The organism is Bradyrhizobium elkanii WSM2783 (genome assembly GCF_000472865.1).
Classification (GTDB): Bacteria; Pseudomonadota; Alphaproteobacteria; order Rhizobiales; family Xanthobacteraceae; genus Bradyrhizobium; species Bradyrhizobium elkanii_A.
Window position 1 is genome coordinate 313,339 of sequence record NZ_AXAP01000002.1, and the last position, 16,132, is coordinate 329,470.

12 protein-coding genes are annotated in these 16,132 nt (G+C 60.8%); 9 read left to right on the forward strand and 3 right to left on the reverse strand.

Annotated features, from left to right (window positions below):
- Positions 1-76: 76 nt before the first annotated feature.
- The 3 genes from YY7_RS0103450 to YY7_RS0103460 are packed head-to-tail and all read right to left on the reverse strand — an operon-like array spanning position 77 to position 4,414.
- Positions 77-1,048 carry an HlyD family secretion protein gene (locus YY7_RS0103450; protein WP_028162000.1) on the reverse strand — a complete coding sequence of 324 codons (972 nt, stop codon included), beginning with the start codon at positions 1,046-1,048 and terminating at the stop codon, positions 77-79.
- The gene (locus YY7_RS0103455; RefSeq protein ID WP_035689018.1) at positions 1,035-3,365 is read right to left on the reverse strand and encodes an ABC transporter permease; all 2,331 of its coding nucleotides are present in this window, start codon (positions 3,363-3,365) and stop codon (positions 1,035-1,037) included. The genes YY7_RS0103450 and YY7_RS0103455 overlap by 14 nt, the downstream gene beginning before the upstream one ends.
- Entirely contained in the window at positions 3,362-4,414 is a 1,053-nt protein-coding gene (locus YY7_RS0103460) for an HlyD family secretion protein (protein WP_051396488.1), read from the reverse strand. Before YY7_RS0103460 ends, YY7_RS0103455 begins: the two co-directional genes overlap by 4 nt.
- Positions 4,415-4,820: 406 nt before the next feature.
- Here YY7_RS0103460 and dinB point away from each other — a divergent pair, with 406 nt between their 5' ends.
- The 9 genes from dinB (at position 4,821) to YY7_RS0103510 (ending at position 15,961) form a co-directional block, all read left to right on the forward strand.
- On the forward strand, positions 4,821-6,068 hold the full coding sequence (gene dinB, locus YY7_RS0103470; RefSeq protein WP_028162003.1) for a DNA polymerase IV: 1,248 nt from the start codon (positions 4,821-4,823) through the stop codon (positions 6,066-6,068).
- Positions 6,069-6,266: 198 nt separating this feature from the next.
- On the forward strand, positions 6,267-7,319 hold the full coding sequence (locus tag YY7_RS0103475; RefSeq protein WP_028162004.1) for an NAD(P)-dependent alcohol dehydrogenase: 1,053 nt from the start codon (positions 6,267-6,269) through the stop codon (positions 7,317-7,319).
- 614 nt (positions 7,320-7,933) lie between these two features.
- On the forward strand, positions 7,934-9,604 hold the full coding sequence (locus YY7_RS0103480; RefSeq protein WP_028162005.1) for an aromatic/alkene/methane monooxygenase hydroxylase/oxygenase subunit alpha: 1,671 nt from the start codon (positions 7,934-7,936) through the stop codon (positions 9,602-9,604).
- A gap of 81 nt (positions 9,605-9,685) precedes the next feature.
- Positions 9,686-10,726 carry a 2Fe-2S iron-sulfur cluster-binding protein gene (locus YY7_RS0103485; protein WP_028162006.1) on the forward strand — a complete coding sequence of 347 codons (1,041 nt, stop codon included), beginning with the start codon at positions 9,686-9,688 and terminating at the stop codon, positions 10,724-10,726.
- Positions 10,727-10,781: 55 nt separating this feature from the next.
- Positions 10,782-11,852 (forward strand): aromatic/alkene monooxygenase hydroxylase subunit beta, encoded by a 1,071-nt coding sequence (locus tag YY7_RS0103490; RefSeq protein WP_028162007.1) that lies wholly within the window; start codon positions 10,782-10,784, stop codon positions 11,850-11,852.
- Positions 11,853-11,858: 6 nt separating this feature from the next.
- Positions 11,859-12,230, forward strand: coding sequence for an MmoB/DmpM family protein (locus tag YY7_RS0103495; RefSeq protein ID WP_028162008.1), 372 nt, complete (start codon positions 11,859-11,861; stop codon positions 12,228-12,230).
- A 137-nt stretch (positions 12,231-12,367) separates the two neighbouring features.
- Entirely contained in the window at positions 12,368-13,390 is a 1,023-nt protein-coding gene (locus YY7_RS0103500; protein ID WP_028162009.1) for an amidohydrolase family protein, read from the forward strand.
- A gap of 5 nt (positions 13,391-13,395) precedes the next feature.
- Entirely contained in the window at positions 13,396-14,232 is an 837-nt protein-coding gene (locus YY7_RS0103505) for a metal-sulfur cluster assembly factor (protein ID WP_028162010.1), read from the forward strand.
- Positions 14,233-14,329: 97 nt separating this feature from the next.
- Positions 14,330-15,961, forward strand: a complete 1,632-nt coding sequence (locus YY7_RS0103510; protein WP_028162011.1) for a molecular chaperone GroEL — start codon at positions 14,330-14,332, stop codon at positions 15,959-15,961.
- Positions 15,962-16,132: the final 171 nt, after the last annotated feature.

Here is a 16,132-nt window from a genome sequence, read left to right on the forward strand (position 1 = left end):
GGCATGGAGCGATCTGCGTGGGAATGTCGTGTCGTTGGTGGTGACCGCTACGGGGCGGGCAGGCAGTGCGTTGTGGTCACTGCTTGATCCAAACAGTCATACCTGGCTCGAGGATGGCCGCCTCTCCCTGTGGGTCGAGGCGCAAGCGTAGCGTATTGCGGTCGTGATCGCCAATCACGCGCTCGGCCTGCCAGGTCGCAAAGACGCCGAGCGGCCGCAGTTCGGTGATGGCGCTCTTGATCGCGCCGTCGTCGCCGTTCCGCACCACGCCGACTGTTTCTCCGACCGCGAGACCGCTCAGATGGTCTTCGCGCACATTGAATGAAAGCCACTGCTTGCCCGCCGCTTCGACCATCAGGATCGGTTGACCCGCGCGAACGTTCTCGCCGACTTCTGCGGCGATGACGCTGACCACACCGTCGGCGGGAGCACGCAAGACCATCTTGTCGAGGCGACGCTCGAGCACCGCGACCGCAGCCGCTGCGGCCTGCACCTCTGCGTCGGCGATCGCGCGTTCCTCCTGGGTCGGACCCGCCACGGCCGCATCGTAGTTCGCCTGGGCCTCCGCCACATCGGCACGTGCGCTCGCGGCGTCGTTTTCGGCCTGGTCAAGCGCCTGCTGGGACTCAAAGCTCTGACGCGCCAGCGTGGTGGTTCTTGTGAGCTGGGTCTGCACATAGTCGAGGCGGGACTTTGCCTTGGCGATTGCAGCTTTCAGAGAGTCGACCTGCTCACGCCTGACGCCGGCATAGACGTTGTTGCGGTTCGCGGTTGCTGAGGCGAGCGCGGCGCGCGCCTGGTCCACCTGTGCGGTCAACTCCACCGCCGAGAGCGTCGCGAGGACATCGCCGGCATGTACCTGCGCGCCCTTCTTGACCGCAATCGAAACGAGTTGGCCGTTTACTTCCGGGTCCACCCTGACCTCGGTCGCCCGCACGACGCCAACGATTGCGGACGGCGATCCGGAACCACGGACGGAATAGATCACAACGCCCGCGACGAGCGCGAGTGCGATCGCGGCGATGGCGACACGCCTAGCCTTGCGCACGTGTCTGCCCTCTCTTGACGGCAAGCGCTGAGATCACGGCGAGCACGAAATAGGCGAGCGCCAAGCACCACAGTCCAAGCCAATCGTGTGCGACCTCCCAAATGCTGGCGCCGAGCTGGTTGATGCGCACGAGGCCGTCAATCGCGAAGTCGGCCGGGAACAGTCGGCCCAGGGCGATGGCCACATCGGGGATCGCCTCGCGCGGCCATGCGAAGCCGGCGGTGAAGAATTGGGGCAGGCTGGTTGCAAGGAGCAGGATGGTTGCATTTTCGGGCCGCGTGAACCAGGCGCCGACGGCCTGCCCCATGAAGCTCGTCGCAAGCAGGAAGACGGCAGCAAGCGCGAGCAGTTGTGGAAGATGCCCGAGCGTTGAAAAGCCATAGATGCGCGGCAGCACGATGAGATAAAGTGCGAGCGCCGGAAGGTAAATCGTCAGATGGGCGATGCCGCGGCCGAGCACGCCGGCGAACGCTCCGCCGCCGGTTGCCAGCGCAGTACGGGTCAACATCGCCGCACCGATCAGAAGGGTTTGCTGCAGGATCAGCACAAACGCCGCCGGGACGATGTAGCTTGCATAGCCGCCCACGGGGTTGAAGATCGGCTGCAGCAGAATGTCCGCCGGGCTCGAACTCGCCAGCTTCGCCTTGACAAGGCTTCCATCCGAGCGTGCGCCTCGCGAAACAAGCTCGGACGTCAATGTCCCGATTGCGGTGGCGACCCCGCTGGCGGTCGATCTGAATATGAACAAATAGGTGGCATCCGCGTAGATCGGAATGTGAGCGGTGATGCCCTTGAGCACGTCGCGCTCAGTGTCTGGCGGGATTTCGACGGCGGCAAAGGCCTTCCCACGATCGATTGCGGTGCGCGCCTCGGCGAGTGTACGGGTGCGGACCGCAACGCTCAATGCTCCGCTCGCATCCAGCGTCTCGACGATCTGGCGGCTGAGATCGCTCAGATCGTTGTCGACGACCGCGATGGGAAGCTTGCGCAGGATCTGGTTCAGATAGGGTTGCGGATAATAAATGCCGTAGACCAAGGGAGCCAGGAACAGGAGGGTGAAGGCGCTCCGCGCGCCGAGCACGCGCCGCCACTCCGCCATGAAGGCGCCGCCGACGCCGCGGGGCGCGCGGCCGATCTCTGATTGCTCGGCTGGTCGCGCCGTCTCAAACCAGCCCCTGCGCTTGAGGCTCGCCATACGCAGCAAGGCGAGGCCAGCATAGAGCATCGTCAGGCCGGCGAGCGCCGCGAACGGAATGGCGGAGTCCGACACCGGCAATCCGCGTGCCGCTTGGCCCAACAACACGGCCATGTACCAGCGCAGCGGCAGTATCGCGCTCCAGACTTGCGCAAACGCATTCATGCCGATCGCGGGGAAGCCGACGCCGGCGTAGCCGAATGCAGGAGAGGCAACGAGGCCCGCAAGTCCCAGCCCCGTCGCCAGATCGCCGACCAGGAGCTGCAGCAGGGCACCGAGCGAGAGGTAGGCGACAATCAGGAGCGAGCCGGCGGCCACCATCAACGGAAGGTCTCCCCTGAAGGGGACTTGCAGCACGCCCTCCAGGAAGAGCGGCTCGGCAAGCATGATGAGGAGGAAGATGCCGAAGAGGGGCGCGAGCTTGCCGGCCAGCGCAACGACCGGATCGCCTCCGGCACTTTCGAGCCAGGCCCGCGCGTCGCGCCGGCGGAATTCGGAGCCGACGGAATAGCCTGCCGCGAGCGTGATCACTACATGGATGATCGTCGGCAGCAGCGCACGGAGCAGGAACTGGGCATAGTTCTTTTGCGGATTGACAAGCGCGATGGTTTCCCCGGCCATCGTTCCGATCGAGGCTGGTGTGGGCGCTGCGTGCTTCGCGGGGGCTGCCACGGCGGCTGCGGCGGAAAGCGCATCGCTCAGCCCCGAGGAGGCAATGCCGGCCGCCGTCAGGAACTGCTGGTTGTAGAATCCAACCACCTGCGGACGGCGTTGAGCCTGCAGGTCGCGCTCGAAATCCGGTGGGATATAGATTGCCGAGATCGCCTTTCCGGACCGTATATCCTTCACGGCCGTGGACAGCGTACCGGAGCGGTCGACGATTTTCAGGCTCGGAGATGCCGCGACGTATTCCACCAGGGCACGCGAAGCGTCCGACTTGTCCTCGTCGACGACCGTCACCCCGAGCCCCCGGATGACCGGATGGCTGAAGACCGTTGTGAGAACCACGAACGCGAAGAGAGGCACGCCAAAGATCAAAAGCAGCGCCACACGATCGTGAAACAGCCATTGGCACTCGCGCTGTGCGACCAGCAGAAATCCCGGTCTTGACGCCAGCCTCATTGCCGCGACCGCCAGTCGAGATAGGCGCTCATACCCGGTCGCAGCTCGGACACCGGCTGGACCGGGTAGGCACGAATCGAAAACGTCCGCAAATCGAAATCGCCCGAAGCACGCGTGGCCCGCCAGCTCGCATATTCGCCCTTGGTTGCAATAAGCTTGACCTCGACGGTGACGCGGCGGTCATCGAGAGCCGGAATGCGGACATCAAATCGATCGCCGACCTTCAAGCCCTTGACGAGATCCTCGCGAAGATCGAAGTGAATCCAGACATCGCCCAGATCGATCAAGGTAACCAGCGGCACGCCCGGCGATACGTATTCGCCAGGCTCAATATTGCGCTGATAGATCTGCGAGGCGACGGGGGCATAGACCACGAGTTGATCGATGATCGATTGAACGCTCTGGATATCGGCATTGGCTTTTTCGACGTTGGCCCTGGAGATCGCCCGCTCCTCCTTTGTGTAGCCGTTGACAGCCTGGTCGTAGGACGATTTGGCCTGATCGACTGCGCGCTCGCTTTCGTGCAGCGTGTCGGTCACTTGGTCGAGACGGGCTTGCGGCGCATTGCCTTGCTGGGTCAATGTGTAGGTACGGTCAAAGGTCTTCTGGGCAAGCACCTGGGCAGCCTGCGCCCGCTCCATTGCCGCTTTCCGTGCGGCAATGGTTTCCACCCGTGTTCCGACGAGGACGTTGGCAAGTTGAGCCTCGGCCACAGTCTTTGCTGCCTTCATCTGCTCGTGTTTGGCCAGAGTTTCGGGATTGTCGATCCGCACGAGCACAGCGCCAGCCGGAACGTTCTGGCCACGTTCGACGGGAATTTCCTTGACCCGCCCGTCGACACGCGCGGCTATATCCAGCCGCGTTGCATCGACCTCGCCCTGGACGAGCAGTGGTTCCGGTCGCAAGAGATAGAAGACAGAGAGCGCGACGACGCTGGCTGCAACGATGCCGACAATGATGGAAGGAGCGCGCGTCGCGGTGCGGGTGTCTTTCTCTCCGTCCCTCGGTGCATCGGACGTACTTTGAATTTCCTTGTCAGAGATCGGCATGTCCGCGCCTGATTCCCCTTTGCGTGACCGGGGTAGTCGTTTGCTAGCCTTGGTTGTTAGGTCTGTCCAATCTCGATCCGCTGAATTCCGCGAGCAAAAAGATCAACTATCGGCAGGGTGCATGTCAACCTCTGCCCTTATCGGGTACCGTCCGCTCGTCGCTGGGGATGATCGTCTCGTCTCGATATCGGTATGCTGTACGGAGATCTGATGACGGCCGTGCAACAGGAGCCTTTCGCTCAATCGCGTTCCCGTGAGCTGAAGAGAGAACGGTCGCTCAACCAGGCCCAGGCTTGAGCAGCCAATAGCTTCTCAGCCTTTGTGAAACCGGCTTGACACGCGTTCCAACATGTTCGCATTATGTTCTCAGTGAATTTCGGTCAAATTTCACCGGTGAACGCTCTGGATGGCAACGGCGGCCACCATCCTTCATGCAGACCTTGATGCCTTTTACGCCTCGGTCGAGCAACTGCTCGATCCTTCGCTGCGCGGCAGACCTATCGCTGTCGGTGGCGGGGTCGTGCTTGCTGCCTCATACGAAGCCAAGGCGTTCGGGGTTCGAGGTGGTATGCCGGGACGGCACGCACGCCAGCTATGTCCGCAACTCACTTTTGTCGGCGGCCATTTCAAGGACTACCAACGGCTGGGTGATGCTGCCATCAAGGTGATCGGCGATTTCACGCCACTGGTGGAGCGTATTTCCATCGACGAGGCGTTTGCCGACGTTGCGGGCTGCACCCATCTCTTCGGTACGCCCGCCGAAATTGCAAAGACAATCCGCCAACGCGTGCGGATGGAGATCGGTCTTGGGATCTCGGTCGGTGTGGCGCGCACCAAGCATCTGGCGAAAATTGCCTCGCAAGTGGCGAAGCCAGATGGGCTCGTGGTCGTGGATCCCGACACCGAACTGGAGTTCCTTCACCGCCTGCCCGTCGAGCTGATGTGGGGAGTGGGTCCCGTCACGAAGGCGCAGCTCGCCGAAATCGGCGTGCTGACCATCGGGCATCTGGCAAAGACACCGGGATGGTCGCTCGAGCGCTTGCTCGGTCCCGCTGCAGGCGAGAAACTCGCGGCGCTGGCATGGAATCGCGATCCGCGGGAGATCAAGTCTCACCGCCGGGCCGGATCGGCAGGGGCGCAGTCAGCGATTGGCAGGAAGCCGGCCGAAGAGCGGGTTATTCGACCCACGCTGCTTCACCTCGCGGACCGCATCGCTACGCGACTCCGGGCGAAGTCCAGGCCCGGTCGAACCGTGACGGTCCGCGTTCGCTTCGCCGACCTGAGCTCGGTGACACGCTCGGTAACGCTCGATGCGCCGATCTCCGCGACCATGATCCTTGCTGAGATCGCCGAGGAACTGGTGCGAGCGATCCTTGCAGATCATCCGGACCAGAAGACCATCTCGCTATTGGCGATCTCCGTGTCGCATCTTGAGGAGCACTGGGATCTCGAGCTCGAACTCCCGCTTGAACTTCAAGATGAAGCGCGCCGCCCCGGCACCAGGATAGGCATGGCCCGTTGGGCGGCTGATTGCGCCGTCGACAAGATCCGCGATCGCTTCGGATGGGATGCGATCGGATACGGCCCGGCAGCGCTTGGCATTTCTCGTTCCGTGCCCGACGAGTTTCGCAAACTCGCCGAAAAAGACCTCTAACCCTCGAAAGCCTTGGCCCGACAAGCGACCGGTGGGTACGAGCTCCTATTTACCAGCTAGCCGCCAGCGGCAAAGACCTCGCCGTTCCTGACGTGCTTAGATGCGCGCGCTTGTGCTGTACAGCTCCGCTGGCACGAAAAATGCTGAGGCGCCTCCGCGATGGCGAGCGCAAAGCTCGCCGGGCAGACGGAGGACAACATGAGAGCCCAAGTATTGAGAGCGTACGACAAGAAGCTTTCCAACGACCAGTGGGTCAGCGAAGAAAAAGCGCCTGATCCCAAGTTGACTAAATCGACTGATGTCATCGTCCGCATCGGTGGAGCTGGCGTATGCAGGACCGACCTTCATATCATCGAAGGTGTATGGAAGCCGCATATGGATCCGACCGGCGACAAACTGCTACCCATCATCATGGGACACGAAAATGCAGGTTGGATCGAAGAGGTTGGCAAGGAAGTCGAGGGAGTAAAGAAGGGTGACCCGGTCATCGTTCACCCGAAGATCACCGGTGGCACCTGTCTCGCCTGTCGCCGAGGCTTCGATATGCATGGTCCCGGCACGTTTCCGGGGCTTGATTGCAACGGCGGCTATGCAGAATTCCTTTGCACCTCCGAACGCAATATTGTGCCGCTGCCACGGACTCTTGCGCCAAAGGATGTGGCGCCTTATGCGGATGCGGGCCTCACGGCCTATCGCGCGGTCAAGAAGGCCTCTCGTCACCTTTTGCCGGGCGAATCCTGCGTCGTAATCGGTGCAGGTGGGTTGGGCCACATCGGAATCCAGTGTCTCAAGGCGATGTGTGCGGCCGATATCATCGTTGTCGACAAGTCCGAAGCGTCGCTGAAGCTGGCCGAAAAATCGGGCGCCGACCATCTGGTGAAAGCTGACGGCAACGAAGTGGCAGCCGTTCTGGCATTGACTGCCGGAAACGGCGCGGAAGCCGTGATCGATTTTGTTGGCGAGAAAGGCACGACGTCCAAGGGGCTGGCGATGACCCGCCCGATGGGCAGCTACTACGTTGTTGGCTACGGTGAAGACATCCGCGTTCCGACCGTGGATATGGTGATCACCGAGAAAAACATTATCGGCAACCTGGTCGGTACATGGGCCGAGCTAACGGAGTTGATGGCGCTTGCGGATCGGGGTTTGGTCGAACTCGCAACCGCCGAATATCGCCTCGCGGACGCCAACAAGGCACTGCACGATCTCAATGCCGGCAAGATCCATGGACGCGCAGTTTTGATTCCTTGACAAAGAGTTCTAATCCATCGCGGGCATCCGTTTGCTCGCGATGGATTTGGCGTCCGCCCGTCATATGCCATGGCGGACTTGGTCCAAGCGAGTGATCGCTATTGCGGCGCAAACATTGCGATGCAAACTGACGCCTCTGCGTTGCAGCGATTCTCATTTTGCAATTCCTGTCGCAATTTGCGTCTCGATCAGTCGTCAAGCCGAGAGCCGTGCGTGCGCGACCGTCACTCATGTCACGCTCACGTCATCAGAAATCATCTGGCGAGGCGCTCGGACGAGCTGGCACGCCCATTGCAAAGCTCCTGAGCACAACAACGCTGACTGGTCCATCGTCTGGGGCGAGCCGCGAAAAGAACGAGGGAAGGGGATGTCGAGCTGAGGGCGTATCTTCGGGACAACGCAATTGCGATCGAGCCGCTGGTTCCATGATCGCTGCTGATCGTCCGCAGAGCGCTCCACAGTCATCCTGAGACCCTTGCCGATATCAAACGTCCGGTCGTGAGAACGGCCGCGAGGTGGCCCGTAACGCACGGGTAAGCACTGCCCGGCCCGTCGAGGCGCAGGGCAGGCGGAATATCGATGTGGTTTCTGACTCGATCAGGAGGATAGACTAGATGTCTGGAACGCTAACGCTCAACAAGATCACCGCCCAGCGCGGCATTTCCGTCGGTGACGCTGCAAAGAAGATTGCAGATCTCGGCTGGAATCCTTCCTACGTCCAGGAAGCGATGACCTTCCCCACGGACTACAAGATCACGAAGGCGCCGAAGGACCCGATGAAACAGGTCCTTCGCTCCTATTTCCCGATGCAGGAGGAAAAGGACAACCGCGTCTATGGCGCGCTTGATGCGGCCCTGCGCGGCGACATGTTCCGCAACGTCGAGCCGCGATGGGTCGAGTGGATGAAGCTGTTTCTGGCAATCATCCCGTTCCCCGAGATCTCGGCGGCGCGCTCGATGGCCATGGTCGGCCGTCTCGCTCCGGGTGAGGATCTCCGCACCGGCTTCACGATGCAGATGGTCGACGAGTTTCGTCACTCGACGATCCAGATGAACCTCAAGAGGTGGTACATGGAGAACTACATCGATCCGGCCGGGTTCGATATCACGGAAGAGGCGTTCGGCAAGTGCTACGCCACCACGATCGGCCGTCAGTTTGGTGAGGGCTTCATCACCGGTGACGCAATCACTTCGGCGAACATCTATCTGACCGTCGTGGCTGAGACTGCCTTCACGAACACGCTGTTCGTGGCGATGCCGTCCGAAGCCGCTCGCAACGGCGACTACGCGCTTCCGACCGTGTTCCTTTCCGTGCAGTCGGACGAAAGCCGGCACATCGGCAACGGCCATTCGATGCTGATGTCCATGCTCAAGGAGCCCGACAACCATCTGCTGATCGAACGGGACCTGCGCTATGCCTTCTGGCAGAACCACGCGATCGTCGATGCCGCGATCGGAACCTTCATCGAGTATGGAACCACGAACCGCGACAAGAACAAGGAGTCCTATGCGGAGATGTGGCATCGCTGGATCTTCGAGGACTATTATCGCACCTATATGCTGCCGCTCGAGAAATACGGCATCAAGATCCATCATGACGACGTCCAGACAGCCTGGAAGCGCCTGACCGAGAAGCACTACGTGCACAGGGTCGCGCAATTCTTCGCGGTCGGCTGGTCGGTGAACTTCTGGCGGATCGAAGCTCAGACCGACAAGGACTTCGAGTGGTTCGAGCATAAATATCCGGGCTGGTACGCCCAGTTCGGCGAATTCTGGAAATGGTACGAGAAGCTGTCGCATCCCGGCCAGACCAACATCCTCTTCAACAGCGATGTCGGCTACGTCTATCCGCATCGTTGCTGGTCGTGCCTGGTGCCTTGCCTGATCCGTGAGGACATCGTTACGGACGAGATTGACGGCAAGCTCTATACCTTCGCGCATGAGCTGGATCGCTGGACTGCCGTGCAGGCATTCGCCGGCGAATACGAGGGACGACCGACGCCCGCGATGGGCCGGTTCAGCGGACGGCGGGAATGGGAAAGCTGCTACGATGGCTGGGACCTCGCCGATGCGATCAAGGACCTCGGCTTCGTCCGCACTGACGGCAAGACGCTGGTGCCGCAGCCACACCTGCGCTTCGACGAGAAGGAGATGTGGACGCTTGACGATGTCCGCGGCCACACCTTGAAGAGCCCGCTGCTGACGCTGCGAGAAATGAGCCCGGCCGACCGGGAGGCGCATCTCGCCGAGTATCGCAAGGGATTCACCGTCAATCCCTGCAACTGACCCAAACGGAAGGAGCCGGCTCCGGTCGGCTCCTTCTCTCAATCCCTGAAAGTTCTGCAAGCCTTGGTTTGAGGAGGCCCCATGGGCGCGCCCGCTAATGTCGTTCGCCTGCATCCGGTAGGCATAGAATTCGAGGTCGAGGAGAACGAGACCGTCCTTGATGCCGCCTTCCGCCAAGGCATCGCGTTGCCGCATGGTTGCAAGGAGGGACAATGTTCAGCGTGCAAATGCGTCCTTACCGAGGGCGATGTGGAGCTGAAGAAATACTCGACGTTCGCGCTCAACGAGATGGAGCGCGGTCAGGATTACATTTTGTTGTGCCGCACGTTGGCCTACTCGGATCTCGAAGTAGAGCTCCTCAACTATGACGAAGAGGTGCTGTCGAAATCGATACCGGTCAGGGACTTCACGGGCACAGTGACGAGCGTCTCCGCGCTGACCCACGACATCAGGCACCTTGAGATCTCGCTGGAGCAACCTCTGAAGTTCTGGGCGGGTCAATATGTCGACATCACGCTCGCGGGGGCAGAGACGATTACGCGCTCGTTTTCCATGGCAAATTCGCCGCTCGAAGGCCAAAAACTCGCATTCATCATCAAGAAGTACCCGAACGGACGTTTCTCCTCCCGGCTCGACGGGGACCTTGCCCTCGGAACCAGGGTCGGGATCAGGGGACCTTACGGCACCTGCTTCCGGCGAGAAAACCGAAACGGAGCCATGATCCTGGTCGGGGGCGGATCGGGAATGTCGCCGCTCTGGTCAATCCTCCACGATCACATCAGCTCCGGGGAAGCGCGTCCAGTGCGCTTCTTCTACGGAGCCCGGACGCAGAACGACCTTTTCTATCTCGATCGCTTTGCAGAACTCTCGGCAAAGCATCCGGATTTTACGTTCGTGCCTGTCCTCTCTCACGCAGCCGACGACACAGCCTGGCGCGGGGAAAAGGGCTTCGTGCATGAAGCGGTCGGGGCGCACCTGCGCAACTCGGGATACGGGGAAGACGTCGATGTCTACGCCTGCGGACCATCGCCGATGATCGAGGCGCTGACGCCGGTGCTGCAGATGAATGACGTCGAAGCGGACCGCATCTTCTTCGACAAGTTCACGCCGGCCGCCAACTGAGACTTTCCGAGTGCCGGTCCGTCAAGTGCAAAGCCACCAATGGGAGGAGGAGACTATGACTGCAGTTCCAAGCGTTTCAGTGGGATCCGGTGCAGCAGGCGCTGCGGTGTTTCCGGATTCGGACAGCCGCAGGTACAGGTATTTCGAGCCGCGCAGCAAGCGGGCGACGCACTACGAGGACGTGACCGTTGATGTGCAGCCCGATCCGGAACGCTACTTGCTGCAGGACTGGATCATCTCCTTCCCCAACGGGAAGGGCGCCTACACCAAGGACAATACTGCGGCGCTGAGCTCGAACTGGCATGCATTCCGTGCGCCCGACCAGGAGTGGGAGCGCACCCACTACCAGCGTCAGTCCAAGATCGAAGGGATGGTTCAATCGGTGATCGCCAACGGCCGCAAGTCTGGCGCGCCGAAGGCTTTCAACAAAGCGTGGGTCAAGATTCTGCAAAACCACCTCGGGGCGTGGAAACATGTCGAGTTCGGCCTCGGCACGTCGCTGATGCAGGCTCAGCGCTACGGCTATACGCAGATGATCAACAATGCGACATTGACCAACTCGTCCTACAAGCTTCGCCTTGCGCAGGACATCACGCTCTATCTCGCCGAGATCGGAATGGACATTCCGGGCTTCGACGACGCGGCGGGCAAGCGCACCTGGTTGGAAGACAAGGGCTGGCAAGGCGCAAGGGAAGCGGTCGAATCGATCATGGGTTCGTCCGACTATCTCGAGCAATACTTCGCCATCAACATCGTGTTCGAGCCGCTCGTCGGCGAGCTGTTTCGTAGCGGCTTCCTGATGCAGGTGGCCTCGTCGAACGGCGACTTCATCACGCCGTCCGTCATTTCCGCGGCCGAGGCCGACTATGAGCGCAATCTCGCGAACACGATCGACCTTCTGCATCTTCTGGTGACCGACAATCAGCATGCCGCCCACAACAAGAACCTGTTCCAGGGCTGGGTGGACAAGCACGTGGCGCTCGCCAACAAGGCGGCCGCCGGCCTGCAGCCGATCTGGTCGCAGCCGCATTCGAAGCCGGTGCAGTACGCCGACGCCCGCGCACAGTCGGTCGAACGCATCAAGAAGATTCTCGGCGAGCTCGGTCTCGTCCTTCCCAAGGAGTAAATTGCAATGTCCGTTGCTTCCAGAACTGCGACCAACCAGAACATCTTCCAGAAGATGGGAGACATCGTCTTCGACCAGACGATTTCTCATCAGTGCGGCGTCACGATGAATGACAGCGTGGAAGCGCGTGCCATCGCCGAGTTCATGGCGAAGAAGCCGAACGTGACCGTGACCTACCAGCCAGCCCTGATCCGCATCGACGGTGAGGGCAGGCTGGTCTTCAAGATGGATGAGATCAGCGAAATTCTCGGCAAAGACATGACGGCCGAGATCTTCGAAGTGAACACCTCGACTCATTATGGCCGAATGGTGCGTATCGACGACAATACGGTGACGCTGTTCGGCAACATGGAAGAGGTCTTCGAATACATCGAGTGACCTCTTGCAAGTGACCTCTTGCAACTCCCGAGCCTGGGTGGGGTCGTATCCTGGTGACTGCGGCCCCACCAATTTCTCGCACGGTCGGCGGTCCCGACGTTGATGGAAAAGCGCTTAGCAAAACCTTGGAGATTATCATGTTCATAACCCCCACCGGCGAGGAAGTCTTCGTCATCGACGGGCACACCCATTTCTGGGACGGCAGTCCGGCGAACCAGCGGAACATTCACGGCAAGCAGTTCATTGACTGCTTCTACACCTATCATACCTCGCTCAGCCCGCCGGATAAGCTCTGGCCCAAGGACCAGTTCGAGAAGTACAGCGCCGAGCAGATGTACCACGATCTGTTCGTCGACGGCCCGGACGATATGGCGATCGTGCAGTCGACGTACCTTACCGAATTCTACAAGAACGGGTTCAACACGATCGACCGCAACGCCGAAATGGCGAAGCGGTACAAGGATCGCTTCATTGTCAACGGCGCCTTTGATCCACGGGATGGAGAGCGGGCGCTCGAATACATTCATTATATGAAGGAGACGTTCGGCATAAAGGGCGTGAAGCTCTATACGGCGGAGTGGAAGGGCGAGTCACGGGGCTGGAAGTTGACCGATCCAAACGCCTATCGTTGCCTCGAGCTCTGCGAAAAGCTTGGCGTCAAGAACATCCACGTCCACAAGGGGCCGACCATCATTCCATTGGACAAGGATGCATTCGATGTTCACGACGTCGATCATGCAGCCACCGACTTCCAGGGTCTTAATTTCATCATCGAGCATTGCGGCTTGCCGCGACTGGACGATTTCTGCTGGATCGCTGTGCAGGAGACCAACGTCTATGGCGGCCTCGCGGTGGCGCTGCCGTTCATCCATGGCCGTCCACGCTATTTCGCCGAAGTGATCAGCGAACTGCTGTTCTGGGTCGGCGAAGACAAGCTTCTTTTCGGCAGCGATTACGCCATCTGGACGCCCCGCTGGCTGGTCGAAAAATTCTGGAACTTCGAGCTGCCCGACGATCTGAAGCAGGAGCACGGCGTCGATCTGACGCTGCAGGCAAAGAAGAAGATCCTCGGTCTCAACGCCGCGCGCCTCTACGGGGTGGATGTCGAGGCTCAGAGGGGCAAGCTCGCGGGAAGCGCGCACGCAACCGCGGCGGAGTGACAACGATGGACGCTATCCTTCTGCATCATGACCGAAGGACCCGCGAGGTATGGGAACGCCTCGCGCTGGTCACCGATCCCGAGCTCGACGAGTCGGTCACCGAGCTTGGATTTGTTGAGCTTGTCAATGTCGATGATGATGGCGGGGTCGATATCGTCTTCCGCTTGCCGACCTACTGGTGCTCAGCGAACTTCGCTTTCCTCATGGCCGACGACATGCAGCGGGCGGTGTCTTCGCTGTCATGGGTTAGCGAGACACGACTGCAGCTTCGGGATCACATGGTCGCCGAAGAGATCAATCGTGGCGTCAGCGAGGGCAAATCGTTCGGCGACGCACTCCGGGACTTTGCTTCCGGAGGCTCGCTTGATGAGGTGCGTGAGAAGTTCCGCCGCAAGGCGTTCGAGCGACGCCAGGAGGTCATGATTCTGGCGTTGCGAGAGGCTGGTCATGACGACCAGGCGATTTGTCAGATGAATCTAGGCACCTATGACGAAATCGCGTTCGGTTCGGAGCAAGCCGCGCGCCAGAAGCCGCGCTATCGCGAACTTTTGGTTGAACAACGCCTTGCCAGGCGGCCTGGTGATCAGGTCTTCGTCAGTTACGAGGGACATCCGATCAAGCGCCGCGAGCTTGCCCCTTATCTGCAGCGGTTGCGGGGGGTGCGGATCAACATGGAGTTTAACAGCTTGTTGTGCAGGGGCCTTCTTGCGGCGCGCTATCGCGAGCGTGACGGCGATGCGGGGCAGACTGCCGTCGACGTGGCGCCGTGCGGAGGCTGCGGCAGTGGCTGTGCCGTGCGGGCGGCCGGGCCAGCCGAGAAGCATTCCACCGCGGTTGCATGAGGTGACGCGCCTCGTGCTTGCGGGTGCCAACAACCGGAGCGGTCAGCAAGTCCGCCCGACCAGACAAAAATATATAGCCACGTGGGAGTGAAACATAATGGCGAAAGTTCTGCTGCATGACATAGAAGCCCGTCGCGCTCTTGCGCGCGGAGTCCAGAAGCTTGCCGCCGCGGTCGAATCGACCCTCGGTCCCAAGGGCATGAACGCAATGGTCGACAGGCCAATCGGCACGCCCATGGTGTCACGCGATGGCGTCACAATTGCCTCGGAAATCGAGTTGCCTGACCGTTTCGAGAACATGGGCGCGCAGGTGGTGCGTGAGGTCTCGATGCAGACCAACGAAGTTGCCGGCGATGGTACAACGACGGCGATGGTGCTCGCAAACGGCCTGATCCAAGGAGGCGTTGCAGCCCTGGAGCGCGGTGCCAAGGCGGTCGATCTCTGCAAGGGGATTGACCGGGCCGTCGAGGTCGTTGTCGAGACTCTCAAGAGTGGGGCAATTGCTGTATCCGATCGCAAGACACTGCAGGCGGTGGCGACGATCGCCTCGACCGACCCCCATCTTGGCGGTCTAATCGCGGAGGCGGTGGAGCGTGTCGGCAAGGATGGCATCATTAGTTCCGATTACGGGCTGACGACCAGCACGACGCTCGAAGTGGTCGAAGGCATGTCGTTCGACCGTGGTTACATCTCCCATCACATGGTGACCGATGTCGAAAAGATGGAGGTGGTGCTGGATCAGCCCTACATTCTCCTGACTGACTTGAAAATCAAAACGCCGGGCGAACTGTCGGCGGTGCGCGCGACGGTCGCCTCGACCGGGCGACCGCTTGTCATCGTCGCTGAAGAGATCGCGCCTGACGTCGTCGTCACGCTGCTTGGCGATGGTAACCGCGGCAAGGTTCTGGTGGTAAATCCACCCGACTACGGCCACTGGCGCAAGGCGATGATGGACGATCTCGCTATCATAACAGGGGGACGGGTCATCGCTCGCGAGCTTGGCGGCAAGCTGGAAGAAGCCAGCCTTGCCGATCTGGGAACCGCGCGACAAGTTCGGGCAAGTGGACGCGAAACGGTGATCATTCGCGGCGGTGGCGACGAAGCGGCGATCGCGGCGCGGCGCCAGCAGGTGGCGAAACAGTACGATCTGGCACCACCCAATATCGAGCAGGACAAGCTCAAGGAGCGCCTGGCGAAGCTCTCAGGAGGAACGGCGGTGATCCTTGCGGGTGGCGTGACGCCCGTCGAGCAAAAACGGACGATCCAGTTGATCGACGATGCGCTCAGTGCGGCGCGTGCCGCAGCCGAGGAGGGCATCGTGCCGGGTGGCGGCACCGCATTGGCGCAGTGCGCGCCGATGGTCGTGCGCACGCTCGGCAACGTCAATGGCGACCTCGGCGAGGGCATCAAGTTGGTGCGAGAAACACTATCCCGTCCCGCCGCATTCATTGCCCGGAATGCGGGCTATGATGCGGAGAAAGTCGTGGCCGACCTGCTGAGCGCCCCGGCGGGCGTGGGGTTCGATGCCGCCAACGGTGTCTTCATCGACATGGTTTCAGCCGGCATCGTCGATCCGGTGCGGGTGACGTATACCGCGCTTCGAAACGCGGCTTCCGTTGCCACGCTGGTGCTGACCACCAACACGCTTGTGGCCGACGTGCCGCAGTACATCGACCCGACCCAGGGACCGGCACTGGGGGGCGGGGCAGAGAAGCTAGGGCGTGCATGAGGCACTGTACGCGGTCAGTGTTCCGCATCGTCGTCTGACGATCCATACCTTTGTGGTCGAATGATTGGACGGTGACAATGAGCGAGAACGGGCTACAATCTTAAAAAGCTCCGGCGTGAGCCGAAGGAGGCAGTGCACAAGCCTCCACGGTCATCCGACCGACCGGGCGGG

What these genes read in the sequence shown, in the direction of transcription:
- YY7_RS0103500 (WP_028162009.1), top strand. Translation starts at nt 12,368, where the DNA reads ATGTTCATAACCCCCACCGGCGAGGAAGTCTTCGTCATCGACGGGCAC.
- dinB (WP_028162003.1), top strand. Translation starts at nt 4,821, where the DNA reads ATGGCAACGGCGGCCACCATCCTTCATGCAGACCTTGATGCCTTTTAC.
- YY7_RS0103480 (WP_028162005.1), top strand. Translation starts at nt 7,934, where the DNA reads ATGTCTGGAACGCTAACGCTCAACAAGATCACCGCCCAGCGCGGCATT.
- YY7_RS0103510 (WP_028162011.1), top strand. Translation starts at nt 14,330, where the DNA reads ATGGCGAAAGTTCTGCTGCATGACATAGAAGCCCGTCGCGCTCTTGCG.
- YY7_RS0103455 (WP_035689018.1), bottom strand. Translation starts at nt 3,365, where the DNA reads ATGAGGCTGGCGTCAAGACCGGGATTTCTGCTGGTCGCACAGCGCGAG.
- YY7_RS0103505 (WP_028162010.1), top strand. Translation starts at nt 13,396, where the DNA reads ATGGACGCTATCCTTCTGCATCATGACCGAAGGACCCGCGAGGTATGG.
- YY7_RS0103490 (WP_028162007.1), top strand. Translation starts at nt 10,782, where the DNA reads ATGACTGCAGTTCCAAGCGTTTCAGTGGGATCCGGTGCAGCAGGCGCT.
- YY7_RS0103495 (WP_028162008.1), top strand. Translation starts at nt 11,859, where the DNA reads ATGTCCGTTGCTTCCAGAACTGCGACCAACCAGAACATCTTCCAGAAG.
- YY7_RS0103460 (WP_051396488.1), bottom strand. Translation starts at nt 4,414, where the DNA reads ATGCCGATCTCTGACAAGGAAATTCAAAGTACGTCCGATGCACCGAGG.
- YY7_RS0103475 (WP_028162004.1), top strand. Translation starts at nt 6,267, where the DNA reads ATGAGAGCCCAAGTATTGAGAGCGTACGACAAGAAGCTTTCCAACGAC.
- YY7_RS0103485 (WP_028162006.1), top strand. Translation starts at nt 9,686, where the DNA reads ATGGGCGCGCCCGCTAATGTCGTTCGCCTGCATCCGGTAGGCATAGAA.